The organism is Pseudomonas reactans (assembly GCF_013385825.1).
GTDB classification, from domain to species: domain Bacteria; phylum Pseudomonadota; class Gammaproteobacteria; order Pseudomonadales; family Pseudomonadaceae; genus Aquipseudomonas; species Aquipseudomonas reactans.
This window is the reverse complement of record NZ_JACAPG010000002.1, coordinates 304,324-324,607: the sequence shown is the minus strand read 5'-3', so window position 1 is coordinate 324,607 and position 20,284 is coordinate 304,324. Positions and strand designations below refer to the sequence as shown.

General features: G+C 61.2%; 17 protein-coding genes. 16 read left to right on the top strand and 1 reads right to left on the bottom strand.

Going from position 1 to position 20,284, the window contains the following annotated elements:
- Nucleotides 1-95 precede the first annotated feature (95 nt).
- From gltB to gspM, 16 genes are all read left to right on the top strand, one after another.
- On the top strand, nt 96-4,541 hold the full coding sequence (gene gltB / locus HX868_RS01465) for a glutamate synthase large subunit (RefSeq protein ID WP_177001680.1): 4,446 nt from the start codon (nt 96-98) through the stop codon (nt 4,539-4,541).
- A 32-nt stretch (nt 4,542-4,573) separates the two neighbouring features.
- The gene (locus tag HX868_RS01460; RefSeq protein ID WP_177001679.1) at nt 4,574-5,992 is read left to right on the top strand and encodes an FAD-dependent oxidoreductase; all 1,419 of its coding nucleotides are present in this window, start codon (nt 4,574-4,576) and stop codon (nt 5,990-5,992) included.
- A 198-nt stretch (nt 5,993-6,190) separates the two neighbouring features.
- Nucleotides 6,191-7,258 carry a uroporphyrinogen decarboxylase gene (gene hemE / locus HX868_RS01455; RefSeq protein WP_177001678.1) on the top strand — a complete coding sequence of 356 codons (1,068 nt, stop codon included), beginning with the start codon at nt 6,191-6,193 and terminating at the stop codon, nt 7,256-7,258.
- Between the two features lie 350 nt (nt 7,259-7,608).
- Nucleotides 7,609-9,069 (top strand): N-acetylglucosamine-binding protein GbpA, encoded by a 1,461-nt coding sequence (gene gbpA, locus HX868_RS01450; protein WP_177001677.1) that lies wholly within the window; start codon nt 7,609-7,611, stop codon nt 9,067-9,069.
- 43 nt (nt 9,070-9,112) lie between these two features.
- Complete coding sequence (locus tag HX868_RS01445) at nt 9,113-9,691, top strand: cytochrome b/b6 domain-containing protein (protein WP_343047954.1); 579 nt, start codon at nt 9,113-9,115, stop codon at nt 9,689-9,691.
- Nucleotides 9,692-9,707: 16 nt separating this feature from the next.
- A complete protein-coding gene (locus HX868_RS01440) occupies nt 9,708-10,205 on the top strand; it encodes a type II secretion system protein N (RefSeq protein ID WP_425504210.1) in 498 nt (165 codons plus the stop codon).
- Between the two features lie 4 nt (nt 10,206-10,209).
- Nucleotides 10,210-12,069 carry a type II secretion system secretin GspD gene (gene gspD / locus HX868_RS01435; protein WP_177001674.1) on the top strand — a complete coding sequence of 620 codons (1,860 nt, stop codon included), beginning with the start codon at nt 10,210-10,212 and terminating at the stop codon, nt 12,067-12,069.
- Nucleotides 12,066-13,514, top strand: a complete 1,449-nt coding sequence (gene gspE, locus HX868_RS01430; protein ID WP_177001673.1) for a type II secretion system ATPase GspE — start codon at nt 12,066-12,068, stop codon at nt 13,512-13,514. Before gspD ends, gspE begins: the two co-directional genes overlap by 4 nt.
- Before the next feature lie 2 nt (nt 13,515-13,516).
- Entirely contained in the window at nt 13,517-14,722 is a 1,206-nt protein-coding gene (gene gspF, locus HX868_RS01425; protein ID WP_177001672.1) for a type II secretion system inner membrane protein GspF, read from the top strand.
- Nucleotides 14,723-15,166: a type II secretion system major pseudopilin GspG gene (gspG, locus tag HX868_RS01420; RefSeq protein ID WP_177001671.1), complete on the top strand. Its 444-nt coding sequence runs from the start codon at nt 14,723-14,725 to the stop codon at nt 15,164-15,166. It begins immediately after the preceding gene.
- Nucleotides 15,167-15,170: 4 nt separating this feature from the next.
- Complete coding sequence (locus HX868_RS01415; protein WP_177001670.1) at nt 15,171-15,632, top strand: GspH/FimT family pseudopilin; 462 nt, start codon at nt 15,171-15,173, stop codon at nt 15,630-15,632.
- On the top strand, nt 15,622-16,017 hold the full coding sequence (gene gspI, locus HX868_RS01410; RefSeq protein ID WP_281364966.1) for a type II secretion system minor pseudopilin GspI: 396 nt from the start codon (nt 15,622-15,624) through the stop codon (nt 16,015-16,017). The genes HX868_RS01415 and gspI overlap by 11 nt, the downstream gene beginning before the upstream one ends.
- Nucleotides 16,010-16,558: a type II secretion system protein GspJ gene (locus tag HX868_RS01405; protein ID WP_177001668.1), complete on the top strand. Its 549-nt coding sequence runs from the start codon at nt 16,010-16,012 to the stop codon at nt 16,556-16,558. Before gspI ends, HX868_RS01405 begins: the two co-directional genes overlap by 8 nt.
- Nucleotides 16,559-16,581: 23 nt before the next feature.
- Nucleotides 16,582-17,409 carry a type II secretion system minor pseudopilin gene (locus HX868_RS01400; protein WP_343047912.1) on the top strand — a complete coding sequence of 276 codons (828 nt, stop codon included), beginning with the start codon at nt 16,582-16,584 and terminating at the stop codon, nt 17,407-17,409.
- Nucleotides 17,406-18,506, top strand: a complete 1,101-nt coding sequence (gene gspL / locus HX868_RS01395) for a type II secretion system protein GspL (RefSeq protein ID WP_177001666.1) — start codon at nt 17,406-17,408, stop codon at nt 18,504-18,506. The genes HX868_RS01400 and gspL overlap by 4 nt, the downstream gene beginning before the upstream one ends.
- Nucleotides 18,503-18,934: a type II secretion system protein GspM gene (gene gspM, locus HX868_RS01390; protein ID WP_177001665.1), complete on the top strand. Its 432-nt coding sequence runs from the start codon at nt 18,503-18,505 to the stop codon at nt 18,932-18,934. The genes gspL and gspM overlap by 4 nt, the downstream gene beginning before the upstream one ends.
- Here gspM and HX868_RS01385 read toward each other — a convergent pair.
- Complete coding sequence (locus HX868_RS01385) at nt 18,931-20,151, bottom strand: MFS transporter (protein WP_218168501.1); 1,221 nt, start codon at nt 20,149-20,151, stop codon at nt 18,931-18,933. The genes gspM and HX868_RS01385 overlap by 4 nt on opposite strands.
- Nucleotides 20,152-20,284: the final 133 nt, after the last annotated feature.

The following is a 20,284-nucleotide window of genomic DNA, read 5'->3' as shown; positions in this document are numbered from 1 at the left end:
CCGCTAAGCCGGCGTACGTTCGGCGTGGAAGGTAACCGGTTGAATTGAAAAGAAATTTGCCTCGATATAAGAGGCAGCCTGGTGAGAAAGTGTCTATGAAAGCAGGTCTGTACCAACCCGATGAATTCAAGGATAACTGCGGTTTCGGCCTGATAGCCCATATGCAGGGCGAGCCCAGTCATACCCTTTTGCAAACGGCCATCGAGGCCCTGACCTGCATGACCCACCGCGGTGGGATCAACGCCGACGGCAAGACCGGTGACGGTTGCGGCTTGCTGATTCAAAAGCCCGACCGGTTCCTGCGCGCTGTCGCAAAAGAGCAATTTGCGGTCGACCTGCCCAAGCAGTACGCCGTGGGCATGGTGTTTTTCAACCAGGACCCGGTCAAAGCCGAAGCCGCTCGCGAGAACATGAACCGCGAGATCCTGGCCGCCGGCCTGCAACTTGTCGGCTGGCGCAAAGTGCCGATCGACACCAGCGTACTTGGCCGCCTGGCCAACGAGCGCCTGCCGCAGATCGAACAAGTGTTCATCGCCGGCGAAGGCCTGAGCGACCAGGACATGGCGATCAAGCTGTTCACCTCGCGTCGTCGTTCGTCGGTGTCCAATGCCGCCGACACCGACCACTACATCTGCAGCTTTTCCCACAAGACCATCATTTATAAAGGCCTGATGATGCCGGCGGACCTCACCGCCTTCTATCCAGACCTGAGCGATGAGCGCCTGCAAACCGCAATCTGCGTGTTCCACCAGCGCTTCTCCACCAACACCCTGCCGAAATGGCCGCTGGCCCAGCCATTCCGCTTCCTCGCCCACAACGGCGAGATCAACACCATCACTGGCAACCGCAACTGGGCCGTGGCCCGTCGCACCAAGTTCGCCAACGACTTGATGGACCTGGAAGAGCTCGGCCCGCTGGTCAACCGCGTGGGCTCCGACTCCTCCAGCATGGACAACATGCTCGAACTGATGGTCACCGGCGGCATCGACCTGTTCCGTGGCGTGCGCATGATCATTCCGCCAGCGTGGCAGAACGTCGAAACCATGGACCCGGACCTGCGTGCATTCTACGAGTACAACTCGATGCACATGGAGCCGTGGGACGGTCCGGCCGGCGTGGTCATGACCGACGGTCGCTACGCGGTGTGCCTGCTCGACCGTAACGGTCTGCGCCCGGCGCGTTGGGTCACCACCACCAACGGCTTCATCACCCTCGCGTCGGAAATCGGCGTGTGGAACTACCAGCCTGAAGACGTGATTGCCAAAGGCCGCGTTGGCCCTGGCCAGATCCTCGCCGTCGACACCGAAACCGGGCAGATCCTCGATACCGACGCCATCGACAACCGCCTGAAGTCACGTCACCCGTACAAGCAATGGCTGCGCAAGAACGCCCTGCGCATCCAGGCGACCATGGAAGACAACGACCACGGTTCGGCGTTCTACGACGTCGACCAGCTCAAGCAATACATGAAGATGTATCAGGTCACGTTCGAAGAGCGCGACCAGGTGCTGCGTCCGCTCGGCGAGCAAGGCTACGAGGCGGTCGGCTCCATGGGCGATGACACGCCGATGGCCGTACTGTCCCAGCGCGTGCGCACGCCGTACGACTACTTCCGCCAGCAGTTCGCCCAGGTGACCAACCCACCGATCGACCCGCTGCGCGAAGCCATCGTGATGTCCCTGGAAGTGTGCCTCGGTGCCGAGCGCAACATCTTCCAGGAGTCGCCTGAGCACGCTTCCCGTGTGATCCTCAGCTCGCCGGTTATTTCCCCGGCCAAGTGGCGTTCGTTGATGACCCTGGATCGTCCAGGCTTCGACCGCCAGATCATCGATCTGAACTACGACGAGAGCCTCGGCCTTGAAGCCGCTGTGCGTAACGTCGCCGACCAGGCCGAAGAAGCCGTGCGCGCCGGTCGTACCCAGATCGTGCTGACCGACCGCCACATTGCGCCGGGCAAGCTGCCGATCCATGCCTCGCTGGCGACCGGCGCGGTGCACCACCGACTGACCGAAAAAGGCCTGCGTTGCGACTCCAACATCCTCGTGGAAACCGCCACCGCTCGCGACCCGCATCACTTTGCGGTGCTGATCGGTTTCGGCGCCTCGGCGGTTTACCCGTTCCTCGCGTACGAAGTGCTGGGTGACCTGATCCGTACCGGTGAAGTGCTGGGCGACCTCTATGAGGTGTTCAAGAACTACCGTAAGGGCATCACCAAGGGCTTGCTGAAGATCCTGTCGAAGATGGGTATCTCCACCGTCACGTCCTATCGCGGCGCTCAATTGTTCGAAGCCATCGGCCTGTCCGAAGAAGTCTGCGATTTGAGCTTCCGTGGCGTGCCAAGCCGTATCAAGGGCGCGCGTTTCGTCGACATCGAAGCCGAGCAAAAAGCCCTGGCAGCCGAAGCCTGGAGTGCGCGCAAGCCGATCCAGCAAGGCGGCCTGCTCAAGTTCGTGCACGGTGGCGAATACCACGCGTACAACCCGGACGTGGTCAACACCCTGCAAGCCGCCGTGCAGCAGGGCGACTACGCCAAGTTCAAGGAATACACCTCGCTGGTGGATAACCGCCCGGTGTCGATGATCCGCGACCTGTTCAAGGTGAAGACCCTGGACACCGCGTTGGACATCAGCGAAATCGAACCGCTGGAATCGATCCTCAAGCGCTTCGACTCCGCCGGTATTTCACTGGGCGCCTTGTCGCCTGAGGCTCACGAAGCTCTGGCCGAAGCCATGAACCGCCTGGGTGCGCGTTCCAACTCCGGCGAAGGCGGTGAAGACCCGGCGCGCTACGGCACCATCAAGAGCTCGAAAATCAAGCAGGTCGCGACCGGCCGTTTCGGCGTAACCCCGGAATACCTGGTTAACGCCGAAGTGCTGCAGATCAAGGTGGCCCAGGGCGCCAAGCCCGGCGAAGGCGGCCAGCTGCCAGGTGGCAAGGTCAACGGTCTGATCGCCAAGCTGCGTTATGCAGTGCCGGGTGTGACGCTGATTTCGCCGCCGCCGCACCACGACATCTATTCGATCGAAGACCTGTCGCAGCTGATTTTCGACCTGAAACAAGTCAACCCGCAGGCCCTGGTCTCGGTGAAACTGGTAGCAGAAGCTGGCGTGGGCACCATCGCCGCCGGCGTGGCCAAGGCCTATGCCGACCTGATCACCATCTCCGGCTACGACGGCGGCACCGGCGCTTCACCGCTGACCTCCATCAAGTACGCGGGCGCACCGTGGGAACTCGGCTTGGCTGAAACCCACCAGACCCTGCGCGGCAACGACCTGCGCGGCAAGGTTCGGGTGCAGACCGACGGCGGCCTGAAAACCGGCCTCGATGTGATCAAGGCCGCGATCCTCGGCGCCGAAAGTTTCGGCTTCGGCACCGCGCCAATGATCGCCCTGGGCTGCAAATACCTGCGCATCTGCCACTTGAACAACTGTGCCACCGGCGTCGCCACTCAGAACGAGAAGCTGCGCAAGGATCACTACATTGGCACCGTCGACATGGTGGTGAACTTCTTCACCTACGTCGCCGAAGAAACCCGTGAGTGGCTGGCCAAGCTGGGCGTGCGTTCTCTTGAAGAGCTGATCGGTCGCACCGACCTGTTGGAAATCCTCGAAGGCCAGACCGCCAAGCAACATCACCTGGACCTGACGCCGCTGTTGGGCAGCGATCACATTCCGGCCGACAAACCGCAGTTCTGCGGCGTCGAGCGCAACCCGCCCTTCGACAAAGGCCTGCTGGCCGAGAAGATGGTGGAAATCGCCGGTTCGTCGATCAACGATGCCAGCGGTGGTGAGTTCGAACTGGATATCTGCAACTGCGACCGTTCCATCGGCGCACGGGTTTCCGGTGAGATCGCACGCAAGCACGGCAACCAGGGCATGGCGAAAGCGCCGATCACTTTCCGCTTCAAAGGCACTGCGGGCCAGAGCTTTGGCGTGTGGAACGCCGGCGGCCTGCACATGTACCTGGAAGGCGACGCCAACGACTACGTGGGCAAGGGCATGACCGGCGGCAAGCTGGTGATCGTTCCGCCTAAAGGCAGCGTCTACAAGACCCAGGACAGTGCCATCATCGGCAACACCTGCTTGTACGGCGCCACCGGTGGCAAGCTGTTCGCCGCCGGCACCGCCGGTGAGCGTTTCGCCGTGCGTAACTCCGGTGCCCACACCGTGGTGGAAGGCACTGGCGATCACTGCTGCGAGTACATGACCGGGGGCTTTGTCGCGGTACTGGGCAAGACCGGTTACAACTTCGGTTCGGGCATGACCGGCGGTTTCGCCTACGTGCTCGACCAGGACAACACCTTCGTCGACAAGGTCAACCACGAGTTGGTCGAGATCCAGCGGATCAGCGGCGAAGCCATGGAGTCCTACCGGAACCACTTGCAGCACGTGCTGGACGAGTACGTCGAGGAGACCGGCAGCGAATGGGGCCGCAACCTCGCCGAAAACCTCGATGATTACCTGCGTCGTTTCTGGCTGGTCAAGCCCAAGGCTGCCAACCTGAAATCGTTGCTTTCCAGCATCCGTGCCAACCCGCAGTGATATGCGCCTGAAGAGTTTGATGAGGTTTTAACATGGCTGAACGTCTGAATAACGACTTCCAGTTCATCGATGTCGGGCGCAAAGATCCGAAGAAGAAACTGTTGCGTCAACGCAAGAAAGAGTTCGTGGAAATCTACGAACCCTTCAAACCCCAGCACTCGGCCGACCAGGCCCACCGTTGCCTGGGGTGCGGTAACCCGTATTGCGAATGGAAGTGCCCGGTGCACAACTTCATTCCCAACTGGCTGAAGCTGGTGGCCGAGGGCAACATCCTCGCCGCTGCCGAACTGTCGCACCAGACCAACACCCTGCCGGAAGTGTGCGGCCGGGTGTGCCCGCAAGACCGTCTGTGCGAGGGTGCCTGCACCCTTAACGACGGCTTTGGCGCGGTGACCATCGGTTCGGTGGAGAAGTACATCACTGACACCGCGTTCGCCATGGGCTGGCGTCCCGACATGTCCAAGGTCAAGCCGACTGGCAAGCGCGTCGCCATCATCGGCGCCGGTCCTGCCGGCCTGGGCTGCGCCGACGTATTGGTGCGCGGCGGCGTGACCCCGGTGGTGTTCGACAAGAACCCGGAGATCGGCGGCCTGCTGACCTTCGGTATCCCCGAGTTCAAGCTGGAAAAAACCGTCCTGAGCAACCGTCGTGAAGTGTTCACCGGCATGGGCATCGAGTTCCGCTTGAACACTGAAATCGGCAAAGACGTGACCATGGAGCAATTGCTCGAAGAATACGATGCTGTGTTCATGGGCATGGGCACCTACACCTACATGAAGGGCGGTTTTGCCGGTGAGGATCTGCCGGGCGTTTATGACGCGTTGGACTTCCTGATCGCCAACGTGAATCGCAACCTGGGCTTTGAAAAGTCGCCGGAAGATTTCGTCGACATGAAAGGCAAGAGGGTTGTGGTGCTGGGTGGTGGCGACACCGCGATGGACTGCAACCGCACCTCGATCCGCCAGGGCGCCAAATCGGTGACTTGTGCCTATCGTCGTGACGAAGCCAACATGCCCGGCTCGCGCAAAGAGGTGAAGAACGCCAAGGAAGAAGGCGTACGGTTCCTCTACAACCGCCAGCCGATTGCCATCGTTGGTGAAGACCGCGTCGAAGGCGTGAAGGTGGTCGAGACCCGTCTCGGCGAACCGGACGCCCGTGGCCGTCGCAGCCCCGAGCCGATCCCGGGTTCCGAAGAGATCATCCCGGCTGACGCCGTGGTCATCGCCTTCGGTTTCCGCCCAAGCCCGGCGCCGTGGTTCGAACAGTTCCAGATCCAGACCGACAGCCAGGGCCGCGTCGTGGCCCCGGAACAAGGTCAGTACAAGCACCAGACCAGCAACCCGAAGATCTTTGCCGGTGGCGACATGGTGCGCGGTTCTGACTTGGTGGTGACGGCGATCTTCGAAGGCCGCAATGCCGCCGAAGGCATCCTGGATTACCTGCAAGTCTGATCACCGCAGCCCCTGTAGGAGCCGGCTTGCCGGCGATGGCGATCTTGAGGACGCCATCGCCGGCAAGCCGGCTCCTACAGGTCGGGGTTACTCCGTTCTCCGCGACAAATTGACCCGATAGACAAAAGGCACGGCGCATTCCGTGCCTTTTGCGTCTGGCTCTGAGAAAATGCCCGCACTTTTTTTGCGGATGCCGACATGACTGCCCTCAAGAACGACCGTTTCCTTCGTGCCCTGCTCAAGCAACCCGTGGACGTCACCCCTGTGTGGATGATGCGCCAGGCCGGTCGCTACCTGCCGGAATACCGCGCCAGTCGCGCCAACGCCGGCGACTTCATGAGCCTGTGCATGAACCCGGAGTTCGCCTGCGAAGTCACGATGCAGCCGCTGGACCGCTACCCACAACTGGACGCGGCTATCCTCTTCTCCGACATCCTCACCATCCCTGACGCCATGGGCCAAGGCCTGTACTTCGAAACCGGCGAAGGCCCGCGTTTCAAGAAAGTCGTCAGCACCCTGGCCGATATCGAAGCCTTGCCGATCCCCGATCCGCACAAAGATCTCGGTTACGTAATGGACGCCGTCAGCACCATCCGCCGCGAGCTTAACGGCCGCGTGCCGCTGATCGGCTTCTCCGGCAGCCCGTGGACCCTGGCCACCTACATGGTCGAAGGCGGTTCGTCGAAAGATTTCCGCAAGACCAAGGCCATGCTCTACGACAATCCACAGGCCATGCACCTGCTGCTGGACAAGCTGGCGCAGTCGGTCACCTCCTACCTCAACGGCCAGATCATGGCCGGCGCGCAAGCCGTGCAGATTTTCGACACCTGGGGCGGCAACCTGTCCGCGGCGGCGTACCAGGAATTCTCCCTGGCCTACATGCGCAAAATCGTCAGCGGCCTGATCCGCGAACACGAAGGCCGCAAAGTGCCGGTCATCATGTTCACCAAGGGTGGCGGCCTGTGGCTGGAAAGCATTGCTGACGCGGGCGCCGATGCACTCGGCCTGGACTGGACGTGTGACTTGGGCGAAGCCCGCCAGCGCGTGGGCAACCGCGTCGCGCTGCAAGGCAACATGGACCCGACCGTGCTGTACGCCAAGCCGGAAGCCATCCGCACCGAAGTTGGCCGCATCCTCGCCAGCTACGGCAAAGGCAGCGGGCACGTGTTCAACTTGGGCCATGGCATCACGCCAGAAGTGAATCCGGAGCATGCGGGTGCGTTCCTGCGTGCAGTGCATGAGTTGTCGGCTCAATATCACCAGTAATAAACCCCTTCCTTCCCCCGGCGTGAACTTCATCACCCTCTTTGAATAATAAAGAGGGTGATGTTTTTGGTTGTCTTCGTAATTATTGTATTGCCTGTCCTATGCTGTGTGAGATTAAGAATCTTGCAGGGTTTATGTCGAGTGTTTAGTTGTATTTTTATAAGTGGGAAAGTTCTTTCAGTCTCGTCTGTTGGTTGAGTGCTGGGAAACTTCAATTAAGATAATTCAACTTTTCCTACATTAATTAATGGCCGCTGCTGTAATACTCCCCTCCCGAGCTATTGTAGAAAAAATCGGCCATGTCATCGGACATGGGCTTCTTTGTGGCTGTCTGGGTGAGTGTGAATTTTATGGTTGATAGAGTTGTTTCACGTTGGGCCGGCGTATCGTCGCTGACATTGTTGAGTGCAATGTTAGTGCCTGTCCAAGGCGTACAGGCACATGGTTATTTGAATGAACCGCCGTCACGCGCCTATCAGTGTCAAAAAGGGTTGAACACCAATTGCGGTGGCGCACAGTACGAGCCCCAAAGTGTGGGCGAGACGTTCAAGGGGTTTCCCGCCGGCGCCGGTGGCGCAGAGGGGCAGGGGCCGGTAGACGGCAAGATCGCCAGCGGCGGCATCGCGCTTTTCTCGGCCATGGATGCTCAGTCGGCCACACGCTGGTACAAGACCGAAATCAAGGATCGCAATATCACGTTCGACTGGAAGTACACGGCGGCACATCCGGCCACCAAGCATGAGTACTTCATCACCCGTAATGGTTGGAACCCCAACGAGCCGCTCAAGCGTAGGTCTTTTGACACAACGCCATTTTGCACAAAGGAGGGTGGTAACGTGCTGCCGGTCAGCGGCGACAAGCATGCTTGTGTGATCCCCCAAGACAAGACGGGCTCGCACGTAATCCTCGGCATCTGGACCGTCGGTGACACCGCCGCCGCGTTCCATAACGTGGTCGATGTCGACATTGTCGCCAGTGCGGAGTTGCCCGGCGGTTGGAGCAACGTCGGCAGCATCGCGCCGTCCACCGTGTTGCTGCCGGGCGACAAGGTCAAGGCCCGTGCCTTTACCGCCGCTGGCGAAAACGCGCCGCACAGCGTGGAAATCAGCATCGAAAATGCTGAAGAGGGCGCATCGCAGAACTGGGCGTTCAAGCTGGCGGAACAGATCAACAAGAGCCAGGCCTTGATTCAAGCGGGTATCCGCGATGAGGACGGCAGCATCGCCCCCGTCAAAGGCCAGAACAACCTGTTCGCCCAGAAAGAAAGCGGCGTGATCCGTTACGAACTGGCCCTCGACATGCGCGAGGATGAGCAAGCGCGAATGAGCTTGTCGACGCTGGCCTCGGAGTACGTGCTGGCTAAGGGACGCAACACAATGCGCTTTGCCATGATCGCCAACCGCGACATGAACGTCGAAGCCACCTTGTTCAATGCCAGCAACAAACCCGTCGGTAGCGTGAAAACGCTGGCTCAGGGCACCAGCAACTGGCTCGAAATGGACGTGCGTTCCGAGCCAGGTACTCATCACATGACGCTGGTCGGCACGACCGTTGATGGCCGAACCACCCGCCAGGATACGCAGGCGGTCAATATGACGGGCGAAGGTGGCGCCAAGGACTATCACTTCGTGTTCCCGGCGGGTCTGGCGACCTACGAAGCCGGTACCCGGGTATTGCACCCCAAAACCGGCGAGGTCTACGAGTGCAAGCCGTTCCCGGAGTCGGGTTACTGCAAGCAGTACCTGCCGACGGCCAATGGCTTTGAGCCGGGCGTGGGCCACCATTGGCAAACGGCTTGGAACCAGCTCTAACGATAGGTAAAAGAGGGGCTGACAAGTTTGAAAGAACTTGTCAGTGCTGTGTGCTTCGAAGTTTTTTTATAAATGGGATTTAAGTGTGACAACACCCAGGGTTTATTCGGGCAGCCAGGTGTGGCTTCATTGGATGTCGACAGTGGTTATTTTGTGGGCGCTGTTGTCGGGGTTTTATATGGCTGTATTCGACGTGGCAAAAAACATTAAAAATGGGTTGGCGTTTTTTAACATTTCACTGACGACGCTTTATATCCCGTTCTATATTTTCAGGTTGTACAGCTCTTTTTTTCATGGCTTTTCTTCGGGAGGTAAAAGACGCTCTTTGAGCGATTACATGGCGTTGTTAGTGCATAAATCAATTTATATGGTGCTGGGCGTTGTATTGGTGACCGGTGTGCTGATGATGGACCGCCCGATCAATGTGTTTAATTTCCTGCGGATTGCACAACCGCTGGCTGACCCCGTTGCCATTCACGGGTTTACTCAGGTGCATATTCAGGCCTGCATGGTGCTGTTGGCGCTGGTCGTCCTGCATGTGGGGGCAGTTATCGTCCATGAGTCATGTGGGCGCCCGGTCCTGAAAAACATGGGGCTTTCCCGGTCAGGGGACGGCAAGTGAGTACCTCATGAGGCCGATGGTGCGGCGCGCGCTCGTCTTGATGTGGCCGGTAGGCTACGGGCTGATGCTGGGATGGCAGGAATGGCAGTTTCGCCAGGTCGGCGGGGCGGTGGTGCACGGGGTGTCTGTTCCGACGGCGACGGCCGAGCCCTTGGCCACGCTCAATACACTGGCGATAGCAACGGTGCTGGGTTTTACCGAACCTGACGGCGTGTTGAATAGCGCCGAACCTTTGACACTGCGCGCTACCGTAGTCGCCAGCGACAGCGAATCACGGGCGTTGCTGGCCGGGCCAGACATTGAGCGGTTTTACCGTCCCGGTGAGCGTCTGCCGGGCGGTAGCGTGTTGCGCCGCATCGAGCCCACCCACGTGGTGGTGTGGCGCCAGGGCCGCGAGGAAGTGCTCAGGCTGCGTCCGCTGGTCGGGCGGTTTCTGCAGGCCGCCGATACACCACTCCAAGCGCCTGCAGCCCTTCATTTTCGACCTCATGTCGAACAACCCAGGAGTGACTAGGTTCATGCACAGCCATCTCGGGCTGCGGGCCATGACGGGCGTTTTCACGCTGCTCGTCATGGGTGCAGTGTTATATGTGGGGCCGTCCTCGGGTGAGGCGCAGCGCTGGCGATTGACGCTGAACAATGCCGAGTTGCGTGATGTGGTTGAGGAAATTTCGACCATCCTCGACACCACGGTCATCCTCGATCCCAAGGTACAAGGCCGCATCACCGTCATGTCCAACGAAGCGTTGGACCGTGAAGGCGTGCGACGGCTGTTTTACAGTGTCCTCGATGCGCATGATTTCAGCGTGATCGATCAAGGTGACCAGATCCTCATCGTGCCGGTGGCCCAAGCCAAGTCGTTGGCTGGCCCGCCAGGCGCGCACGCGGCGACGCCGCAGCAGTTCACCACCCAAGTCATCGCGTTGGGCGCCAGTCAGGCATCGGATCTGGCTGGGCTGGTACGGCCGTTGATTTCGCCCAATGGCTACGTCGGCCCATCGGCCTCGGCCAATGCACTGGTCGTTACGGATACGGCCAGCAACGTTCGTCGCATCAGCGAGGTCATTCGGCAACTGGACTCCGGCGCGAAAAATGCCTACGAACTGGTGGAGCTGCGCCACGGCGTCGCGCAGGATATTGCCCGGCTGATGGAAGCATCCATCGGCAAACAGAATGCCGACAGTGCGATCCAGGTCCTGGCCGATCCCCGCAGCAACCGGCTCGTCATCGTCGGTACGGCAGCGGTGCGTCAGCGCCTCGGCCAACTGGCGCGCCGCCTGGACACACCCACCCCCGCCCGCCTGGACAACGCGCGAGTCATTCGCCTGCGTTACAGCGATGCCAAGCAATTGGCGCAAGTGCTGGATACCCTGGACCAGGGCGCGAAGGCATCTCCTGCCGGCCTGGGCCTGAAAGACACGTCGGCCAGCACACCGTTCATGGTACGGGCCGACGAGAGCCAGAATGCTCTGGTGATCGTGGCCGAGGCGACGCAGCTTTCCACCCTCGAAGGGATTGTGCGCGAGTTGGACCATCCGCGGGCGCAAGTGTTGATTCACGCCGCCATTGTTGAAGTCACCGGCGATATCAGTGAGGCCCTTGGCGTGCAATGGGCACTCAACAGTGGCGACGCGCAGGGTTTCATCAACTTCCCGGGCACTGGCATCCCGGTACTCGGTGCGCTGAACTTTGATGAAAACACGGTCGCACCTGAAGGGGCTGTACTCAGGCTGGGCAGCGATCGTTTTGGCGCTTTGATATCGGCTCTTGCCAGCAATACCCACAGCAACCTGTTGTCGACGCCGAGCCTGCTGACCCTGGACAACCAGGAGGCAGAAATCATTGTGGGGCAGAACGTGCCGTTCAAGACCGGCTCCTATGCCACCAACAGCAGCGGCGCGGACAATCCGTTCACAACGGTGGAGCGCAAGGACGTCGGCATCAGCCTCAAGATCAAGCCCTATATCAACGAAGGCTCGACCTTGCGCCTGGAGGTCGAGCAGGAGGTGTCCGATATCGCGCCAGCGGTATCCGGTGTGGACTCCTCGGACCTGATCACAAACAAACGTGCGCTGAAAAGCACGATTCTCGCCAATGATGGCGAGATCATCGTCATCGGCGGCTTGATCAAGGACAGCGTACGTACCCAGAGCAGCGGTGTACCGTTGCTGCGTGATATTCCCTACCTCGGGGCGCTGTTCCGCTGGAGTCGCGACACCCAGACCAAGAGCAACCTGATGGTCTTCCTGCGCCCGACCATTGTACGCGGCGGGCAGGAGCTTTCCGAGATCAGCCGACAGCGCTACCGGGAGCTGCGGCAACACGAGGATGCATCGCAATTGTTCGAGCCGCGCGCGGTAGCGCCGCAAGCCCAATGAAAGCCTTGCCCTTTGGTTTCGCCCGCCGTCTTGGCGTATTGATCGATGATGGGCGATTGATGCTGCGCGGTGATACGCCATTGAGCGCCATCGGCGAAGTGCGCCGCTTGATGGAACACGAGTTGCCGCTGCGCGTACTGACCGCCGAGGCGTTTGCCGCACGCCTGGCCGAGGTCTACAGCGAGGGGCAGAGTGCCGCCGAGCAAGTCGCCCAGGGACTGGACGATGAACTGGACCTGCTCAGCCTGGTGGACCATGTGCCGCAGACGGCCGATCTGCTGGAGCAACAAGGTGATGCGCCGATCATTCGTCTGATCAATGCCTTGCTGAGTGAAGCGGTGCGCGAAAAGGCCTCGGATGTGCACCTGGAGACGTTCGAACACACCCTGACGGTGCGCATGCGAGTGGATGGACAACTGCGCGAAATGCTGCGACCCCAGCGCGAGCTGGCAACGTTGCTGGTGTCACGCATCAAGGTCATGGCGCGCCTGGACATCGCCGAAAAACGCATCCCCCAGGACGGCCGCATGGCCCTGCGCCTGGCGGGGCACGAAGTGGATGTACGGGTCTCCACACTGCCTTCGGCCCATGGGGAACGGGTGGTGCTGCGCTTGCTCGACAAACAGGCCGGCCGATTACAACTGGCGCGCCTGGGCATGTCGGCGCAGACCCAGGACGAGTTGCAGCAACTGCTGGGCAAGCCCCATGGGATCTTGCTTGTGACCGGCCCTACCGGCTCGGGCAAGACCACTAGCCTGTATGCCGCACTGAGCCATCTCAATGACCAGACCCGCAATATCCTGACGGTCGAAGACCCGATTGAGTACCACCTGCCAGGGGTCGGCCAGACCCCGGTCAACCCCAAGGTACAGATGACGTTTGCCCGCGGGCTGCGAGCGATCCTGCGCCAAGACCCCGATGTGGTGATGGTCGGTGAGATTCGTGACCGTGAAACCGCCGAAATTGCAGTGCAGGCATCGCTTACCGGGCACTTGGTGCTGTCAACGCTGCACACCAACAGCGCCATCGGCGCCGTCACCCGGCTGGTGGACATGGGCGTGGATGCCTATCTGCTGGCGTCGTCGCTGGTGGGGGTGCTGGCGCAGCGTTTGCTGCGCACCCTATGCCCGCACTGCAAGACCGCCATGGAAATGGACGCCGACGTTTGCCGGCGATTGGGGCTAGCCCCCGACCCTATGGCTCGCGTGTTCAAGGCGCGCGGGTGTGAACACTGCCGTCAGGGTTATCGCGGTCGCATGGGTATCTACGAATTGGTCAGTGTCACGCCGACGCTGTCCGAGCTGATTCATCAAGGTGCGAGCGAGCAGGCATTGCTGGCGCAGGCACGGCGCTCTAGCGCAAGCCTCTTCGAGGACGGCCGCCGCCGGGTGCTCGAAGGGCTGACCAGCGTGGACGAGCTGTTACGTGTGACTCAGGAGGGCTAGTCGTGCCGACCTATGACTATCGTGCCCAAGACCGCGAAGGCCGTTCGTGCAAGGGGCGACAAGAAGCCGACAGCCCGCGCCATGCCCGACAACTGCTGCGTGAGCGGGGGCTGCTGCCCAACCGAATACAGGCGGCGAACGCGCCGCGTGTCCGAGGGCGGGCGCGAGCGGCAGGGCTGAGTGCAGGCGATCTGGCCCTGCTGACCTTGCAGCTGTCCACTCTGGTTCAGGCTGGCTTGCCGTTGGAGCAGGCCCTGCTGGCTGTTGCCCAGCAAAGCCAGAAGCGGCACGTCAGCAGTCTGCTTGCTCAGGTTCGCGACCGTGTCATGCAAGGGCATCCTCTGGCGGCGGCACTTGGCGTGTTCCCACGGGCGTTTCCCGAGGTGTTTCGCGCGACCGTTGCCGCGGGCGAGCGCTCGGGTCACTTGGGCCACGTGCTTGAGCAACTGGCGGCCTACACCGAGGCCCGCCAGGCGTCGAGACAAAAGATACAACTGGCGCTGGTGTACCCGGCACTGCTGATGTTCGCCTGTGTGGCGATTGTTGGCTTTCTGCTGGGGTATGTGGTGCCCGATGTGGTGAAAATCTTTGTCGGCAGTGGCCAGCCGTTGCCCTGGCTGACCCAGGCCATGATCGTCGTGAGCCAAGGCATGCGGGCCTATGGACTGGTGTTGCTGGCGCTATTGAGCGCTGCCGTCGCTGCGCTGCGCTGGGGCCTGCGCCAACCCCACTGGCGTGAGCAATGGCATCGCCTGGCGCTGCATATCCCGCTGTTAGGCAGTGTGTTTCGGGCAATGGAAGCGGCGCGGTTTGCCAGCACCCTGGCGATTCTTGGCCGAAGTGCTGTGCCCCTGGTCGACGCCCTGGAAATTGCCGCAGCGGTGATTGGCAATGTGACTATCCGCGCACGTATGAGGGACGTCGCGCGCTCGGTACGTGAGGGCGGCACCCTGACCCGTGGCCTTGAGGCCGGCGGGGATATCCCACCGTTGATGTTGCACATGATTGCCAGCGGTGAACGCGCCGGTGAACTCGACACAATGCTGGCGCGCGCCGCCGAGCAACAGGAAAAAAACCTCGCCGCGCGCATCGCGCTGGTGGTGAGCTTGTTTGAACCGGCAATGCTGGTGGTGATGGGCGGCGTGGTGCTGCTGATCGTCATGGCCATTTTGTTGCCGATCCTCAGCCTTAACCAATTGGTGAATTGAATGCTGGAAATACCCAAGGGGCAACGCGGTTTTACTCTGATCGAAATCATGGTGGTGGTGGTCATCATCGGCGTGCTGGGGGCCATTGTGGTGCCGCAGTTCATGAGTCGGCCGGATCAGGCCAAGGTCACGGCCGCCAGGACCGATATCCAGGCGATAGCAACCAGCCTGGAAATGTATCGCCTCGACAACGCCGTGTACCCCTCGACCTTGCAAGGTCTGGAGGCGCTGAGCAAGCGGCCGGTGGGCACGCCTACCGTGCGTAACTGGAACGCCCAGGGCTATTTGAAAAGTCTACCGGTGGACCCTTGGGGGACGCCCTATCAATACCTGAACCCAGGTGTGCGCTCCGCCAACGGTGGCTATGACCTCTACTCCCTGGGCGCCGATGGTGCTGCCGGTGGTGACGGCCATGCAGCGGATATCGGCAACTGGGAAGGCTGATCGAGTGCGCAGGCATAGCCGAGGTTTTACCCTGCTGGAACTGATGGTGGTGATCGCCGTGATCGCTATTGTGTTGGGCTTGGTGGGCTTGGTGTCCGGCAGCAACCCGGCGCGTCAGGCCCGGGAGGAAGCCGGCCAGGTGTTGCAACTGATCCAGCAAGTGCGCGAGCAAGCGGTGATTGAAGGGCGAGAATACGGCGTGCGCGTGCAGCGCAATGAGTATCAGCTGTGGCGCCTCGAACCGCAGGGTTGGCGACAGGCTGGTGCGGTGCATCGGCTGGCGCAGGGCGTACACCTGCAACTTGAGCTGGAAGGGCAGCGTCTGGCTTTTGACAGCCTGGCGCCCCAACTGCTGCTGCTTAGCAGCGATGAAGTCAGCGCATTCACTTTGTCGTTCCTCTTCGAGGAGCTCGTGCGGGCGCGGCTTGTCAGCGATGGCGTCGGAGAGCTTGTCGTTGAAGCGTAGGCTGCGTCGCGGGCGCAGGTTCCAGGCGCACGCCCATGGCTTCACGCTGTTGGAGGTCATGATCGCGCTGGCCATTTTTGCCACGCTGGCGAGCGCGGTGCTGGCAGCCAGCCAATACTCGGTGCGCCAGAGTGCGCGGCTGCACGAACGGCTGCTGTGTGCCTGGGTCGCAGACAACCAACTGAGCGAGTTGCGCGTGCAGCCGGTTTCCCCGGGCCGACAGCAACTGTTGCGACGTTTTGACGGGCGTGAATGGCGTGTAGAGCAAACCGTCACTGCAGCCGCAGATCCGCGTCTGCAGCAGGTTGATATCAGTGTCAGCCGCAGCGACAGCGATCAACCGATCTACTCCATCAGCGCCTGGATACCTGCCCGCCATGAGTAAGCAATCAGGCTTCACCTTGCTGGAACTGGTCGTCGCGTTGGCCATCTTCGCCCTGCTGGGGCTTGCGAGTGCGCGCTTGTTCGACACCGTGGTGCGCGCGCACCACATTACCTCAAGCCATGAGCAGGCGTTACGCCGCCTGCAACGGGCGTTCGCTGTTATCGAGCGTGATGCCGTGCAACTGGCATCGCCGGTGCTGGTCCTCGGGCCTGGCACGTTGCAACTGCTGCGCAGTAACTGGCGCAACCCGCAGGATTTGCCGCGCAGTGAACGTCAGCAGGTGTTCTATCGCCTGAACAACCAAGTGTTGTGGCGTGAAAGCCGCAGCCTGGAGTCGGCGACGGTTGAACGGCAAAAATTGCTCGAGGATGTGCGCTTGCTGAATTGGCGTTTGTTCGCGCGTGACACCGGGTGGAGCAGCGTTTGGCCAGTGGGTAAGGGGGCTGCCGCGACCCCACCGCAGGCGCTTGAAATAGTGCTGTCGGTTGGCCGATTCGAGCAGGTACGCCGTGTGTTGCCACTGCCCCAGGCACAGCCATGAACGGGCGGCAAAGGGGCGTCGCGTTGCTTAGCGTCATGCTGGTGATGAGCCTGGCGCTGTTAATGACGGCGGGCATGCTGCGCAGCCATCAGTTGATGGTACAGAGCAGTGTCCATCAGGTGCATCAGGTTCAACTGCGCCAACTGGGGTGGTCGGCAGAAGCATGGGCCATGGCGATCCTGGCGGAGGATGCCGAGCTGGCCGTGGTGCATTCAAGCCAGGCGTGGGCTCGGCTCACCTGGCCGTTTGACACGCAGCCCGCACACATTGCGCTCAGGGTTGAAGACCTGGCAGCACGCTTCAACATCAATACCTTGCTGGGCGACGGGCAGGTGGATCAGGTCTCGCGGGAACGTTGGTCGCGCTTGCTCGCGTCTCGCGGGTTGCCGCCGCTGGACCTGTCGGCCGCTGGCCAGGTCCCGGAGCTTCAGGAACTGAGTCAATTGCGCGTGCTGCGAGGCGTTGACGGCGCTACGTTGCGACAACTTGAGCCCTGGGTGGCGCTGCTGCCCAAGGAGGCTGGCTTGAATATCAACACCGCCAAGCCAGAGGTGCTGGCGATACTAGACGGGGTGCCGCTGTCGGTCGCCAAAGCCTTGGTCAGCCAGCGACCGGCGGCCGGTTATGCGAGTGTCCAGGACTTTACCCATGATCCGTTGATCGCCGGATTTGGGGTGAACGGTCACGGGCTGAGTGTCAGCAGCCGCTGGTTTCGGATCACCGCGGACGTCCGCTTAGGCACTAGCCGCCTTCGCATGGTTTGCGATGTAGAGCGCGAGCGCAAGACCGGGCGCTGGCGTGTGGTGCAACGACGTTTCCTTCCTCCGATATCGAGCGATACCGCCTTATGAGAGTCTGGCTCCATTTAAGTCCCGAAGGCGTGGCGGATGCATCTGAGCAGTGGCCATGCTGCGTTTGGCGAGGGGTGGGTGACGTTCGCCAGACCACCCTGCTCGAAGCAGCGAAGGATCTGGCTGGGCAGCCGGTCCACCTGCTGTTGCCGATGGAAATGTGCAGTGGTTTGTACACAGACGTATGGCCCTCAACACGCCGGCCCGGCATCCAGGCCATTGCTTTTGCCATCGAAGAACAACTGGGCGAAGACCTTGAAGCCTTGCATGTGTGCGCGGGTCGGCGTGACGGCGCGGGTCGTTTTCCGGTGTTGGTGACGCACAAAGCGCGCCTGCGGGCGCTGCTGGACTTGCTGGGAACGTTAGGTATTGAGGTGCGCAGTGCCTACGTGGACGCCGATCTACTGCCCGAGGACTGCCAGGCAGCGGTTGACTGGTATGGTCGCCGGGTATTGGCTGGGCGCACGCGGCTGGCCATGTCCGCTGCGGCACTCGCCGTGCTTGAACCGTTGCTGGCGCAACCCGTGCAATGGCTGGATGCGGCACAAAGCCGCGCGCAGGTAGTGGACGCACTGTGGGCGCGCGACAGCCGTGGCATCAATTTGCTGCAAGGGACGTTCGCCCGCACCCGACAACCCTGGCCCTGGTCCACCATGGCGCTGTCGGCGGCCCTGTGGTTGGTGATGGATTGGGGTGGCATGCAGGTGCGTATCCACTCTGTCGAAGACCAAACCCAAAGGCTCTATGCGCAGAGCGTGGAGCGCTTCCAGGCGTTGCATCCAGAGCCGACCCGCATTGTTGACCTGGCCGCACAACTCAAGGCGTTGCAGGGCGATAGCACACACCCGCCGGCGTCAGTGCTGGCGCAACTGGTCAACCTGACTGAGCAGGTAATTGGCGCAGGTGATGTAGACGTACAACGCCTGGAATATCGCCGTGGCGACGGCTGGAAAATCCAATTGACCGCCAACGGCTTCAACGCGCTGGAGCGCTTGCGTGAACAGGGGCAACGCAGCGGCATGCCGGTGCGTATCGGTCATGCCAGCAAAGAGGGTAATCGCGTGCAGGCCATGTTGATGCTGGAGGATCCGTCATGAAGCACCTTCAAGCCTGGAAAGCGCTGTCAGCACGTGATCGTGTCTTGTTGAAAGGACTGGCTGTGTTTTTGCTTACGGTATTGGCCTTGCAGGCGTTGTGGCTGCCCAGTCGACAGCGTATGGACGACGCGCAGCAGGGCTATCAGCAACAACGGCTATTGGCACAGCAGGTGCAGCAAGCCCGGCCGTTGCGCGCTGTGTCGGTGGCGAGCCGACCGTCGGCATCGGCCATCAATGAAAGTGCCGAAGCGGCGGGTCTGGATGTGCAACAGATCGAGGTGCAAGGCGAGCAGTTGCGCCTGACCATCAGTGGGGAAGCGCAGGCTTTGTTGGCCTGGCTGGTGCAGATGGAGCGCGACGCGGGTGCCTTCCAGATGCTGATCCTGGAAAAGCGCGAGCGTCGTCTTGAGGCTCGCTTGGCCTTTTAACGGCTGCCCAACGGCGGCAATTTCGCCAACTTCAACGCCACCAGCAACGCGCCGATCAGCAGCGCCACGATAAACGCCCCAATCCCATTCCACCCGGCAAAATGCCAGAAGAACCCGCCGGCCGTCCCGGCAATACTCGACCCCACGTAATAGCAGAACAGGTACAGCGATGACGCTTGCCCCTTGGCCTTCACCGCACGACGGCCGATCCAGCTGCTGGCCACCGAGTGGGCGCCGAAGAAGCCGAAAGTGAAGATCAGCATGCCCGGTACCACCAGCCACAGTGGAGTGAACAAGGTCAGGGCCATGCCGGCCAGCATCAGCACGATGGTGCCCCACAGCACGCGACGGCGGCCGAGGCGGTCGGCCAGTGAGCCGATTTTCGCCGAGCTGTAGATGCCCGAGAGGTACACCAGCGACAGCAGGCCGACCACGGCTTGGCTGAGGTCGTAGGGATCGGCCAGCAGGCGATAGCCGATGTAGTTGAACATCGTCACGAATGCGCCCATCAGCAGGAAGGCTTCGAGGAACAGCCACGGCAGGCCGGCGTCCTTGAAATGCATGACGAAGCCATCCACCAGACTGCGCGGCTTGAGGCTGGTGGCGCGGAAGTTGCGCGATTCGGGGAGGATTTTCCAGAATACCGTGGCGGCGATCAGCGCCAGGGCGCCGATGATCAGCATGGAGGTGTGCCAACTGACGAAGTCGATCAACACGCCGATGATCAGGCGTCCGCTCATGCCGCCAATCGCGTTACCGCCGATGTAGAGGCCCATGGCCAGGCCGATGTGCTGCGGGTGGATCTCTTCGCTCAGGTAGGTCATGGCCACGGCGGCCAGGCCGCTCAGCGACAGGCCCACCAGTGCGCGCATCAATAGGATGCCTTCCCAGGTCGGCATCAAACCACTGGCGATGGTCGCCAGCGCGGCGCAGAACAGCGCGGAGACCATCACCGGCTTGCGCCCCAGACGGTCGGAAATCGGTCCGGTGATCAACAAACCGCACGCCAGCATCGCCGTGGCCACCGACAGGATCAGGCTGCTTTGTGCCGCATTGATGGAAAACTCCTGGGACAGCGCCGGCATCATCGGCTGCACGCAATACAGCAGCGCAAAGGTGGCGAAACCACCGGAGAACAGCGCCAGCACAGTGCGCATGAACATCGGCGTGCCTTTTTCGATGAACGCGTCATTGAGCTGGGCCACCACCTCATCCAGGGCGGTGGGCGGTACGTCTTGAGCGAGTGGAGCAACAGCAGCTTTCACGGGGACCTCGGGGAGGAAGAGCGTGCCAGGACCGGCAATGCAAAAAAGAATATAGCTCCCTAATGATTCTTTCCAATATATTGTT

Coding starts and splice junctions, on each gene's coding strand:
- gspE (WP_177001673.1), top strand. CDS start 12,066: ATGAAAGCCTTGCCCTTTGGTTTCGCCCGCCGTCTTGGCGTATTGATC.
- gspL (WP_177001666.1), top strand. CDS start 17,406: ATGAGAGTCTGGCTCCATTTAAGTCCCGAAGGCGTGGCGGATGCATCT.
- gltB (WP_177001680.1), top strand. CDS start 96: ATGAAAGCAGGTCTGTACCAACCCGATGAATTCAAGGATAACTGCGGT.
- HX868_RS01440 (WP_425504210.1), top strand. CDS start 9,708: ATGGTGCGGCGCGCGCTCGTCTTGATGTGGCCGGTAGGCTACGGGCTG.
- gbpA (WP_177001677.1), top strand. CDS start 7,609: ATGGTTGATAGAGTTGTTTCACGTTGGGCCGGCGTATCGTCGCTGACA.
- gspG (WP_177001671.1), top strand. CDS start 14,723: ATGCTGGAAATACCCAAGGGGCAACGCGGTTTTACTCTGATCGAAATC.
- hemE (WP_177001678.1), top strand. CDS start 6,191: ATGACTGCCCTCAAGAACGACCGTTTCCTTCGTGCCCTGCTCAAGCAA.
- gspM (WP_177001665.1), top strand. CDS start 18,503: ATGAAGCACCTTCAAGCCTGGAAAGCGCTGTCAGCACGTGATCGTGTC.
- HX868_RS01460 (WP_177001679.1), top strand. CDS start 4,574: ATGGCTGAACGTCTGAATAACGACTTCCAGTTCATCGATGTCGGGCGC.
- gspD (WP_177001674.1), top strand. CDS start 10,210: ATGCACAGCCATCTCGGGCTGCGGGCCATGACGGGCGTTTTCACGCTG.
- HX868_RS01405 (WP_177001668.1), top strand. CDS start 16,010: ATGAGTAAGCAATCAGGCTTCACCTTGCTGGAACTGGTCGTCGCGTTG.